Genomic DNA, 1,427 nt, shown 5'->3' with positions numbered 1-1,427 from the left:
TTGTCTCCCCATCCCCCCATCCCCCCATCCCCCCATCACTCACCTTCTTCCAAACGTTTCTGCCATTCTGCGTCGATTTTTGCGGAATTTTCTACTTCTTGCTCGATTAAGTCGGTTTCGGTGGAGTAGGCTAAGTTATCTTTGTCGATTACTGTGTTTGTGGCAAATTGATGGGCAAAGTTGATTTTTTGCTGTAACTTTTCGTCCGCACTGGCTATCAGCTTGGCTCGCGATTGACGCTGACTATTGCGATCGCTAATTTTTTGGTTACGCCACTGTATCCAAAAGTACCGTATTAAAGGTATTCCCAGAAAGCCTATACCGTAAGCTAGCAGCAACCAGTAGATTCCTTGCGCGAAAGCAACCAGCCCTCCAACTTGTGCAGCTACAGTACCATCTCGTAATAAACTTCCCAACATCAAAGCGCCGATTAAGTTTACTCCTCCCAATCCAGCACTTAACATTACTTGTGAGGAAGTTGCTTTACTAAAGCGCCAAGAAAATTCTCTGAGAAAAGCAGGAATTGATTGAGAATTTTTTTGTTTAGCAGTTACCTGTAATTCCGGGAAAGAATAGACAATTTCACCTTCAGGACTTACCGCTGGTTTGCCGTTAAACTTAGTTAAAACTGGCAGCATATAATCTTCGTATTCTTGTTGATATGTCTCGCCAATATCATCCAAGTAAGGCGTAATTTGTTCGGCGACAACCGCACCATCATTATTACGAATTACAGTTGCAATTTCTTGCCAGCGCCGTTCTTGGAGATTTGCATTAGGATTTCCATCGCCAAACAAAAACGAAAATACAGCTTCCAAAAAATTTAAGTCACTCTTTTCGCGCTGCCGTCGTCCGCTTCCGTGACTTCGATACCCAGTATTATAATTTGGGCTAAAGAACCAAAATAAATCCGGAAAATAGAAAAACCCTATACCACCGCCAAAACCACCACCTCCATCATCATCGCGGTCGGATAAAGAAGCAAGAATCATGGTAATCGCGATCGTAATTAAAGCGATAGAAGCAATTAAGACAATTCCAAAAGATATCCTAATTAAATAAAATAAAATCTTCCAGACCTTATTCCACCATTCCTGTAGCTGTAATTTAAAATATTTACTTTGTAATACATTACGAAAATTACGTGGAAAAAGGTAAACAATATCACCTGTCTCCGCAACCTGCAAATGTCCCCCAGCATCAGTTGCAAGCGCCAATAACCCCTGATTAGCCATCTCGATATTTAATCCAGCTTGGGTAGCCACATCACCAACAGTTACCCGATAATTCAACTTTTCCACAGCTTGCACGATCACGGGATTGGGAGCCATTTCTAACCCTCCTTTTTTAGAAATTGTTCTATTTCAAGTATAAAGTTTTCTCTAAGAGGGATGGGGGGATGGGGAGATGGGGAGATGGGGAGATGG

At 42.0% G+C, this 1,427-nt stretch carries 1 protein-coding gene; it reads right to left on the bottom strand.

What is annotated here, in order from left to right:
• Positions 1–35: 35 nt before the first annotated feature.
• Positions 36–1,331: a hypothetical protein gene (locus ACM03V_RS34370; RefSeq protein WP_414625295.1), complete on the bottom strand. Its 1,296-nt coding sequence runs from the start codon at positions 1,329–1,331 to the stop codon at positions 36–38.
• Between the last annotated feature and the right edge of the window lie 96 nt (positions 1,332–1,427).

This window comes from Calothrix sp. CCY 0018, assembly GCF_963920925.1.
GTDB lineage: Bacteria > Cyanobacteriota > Cyanobacteriia > Cyanobacteriales > Nostocaceae > Rivularia.
Note: the sequence above shows the minus strand (reverse complement) of the source record. Positions and strands in the feature narration are given on the sequence as shown.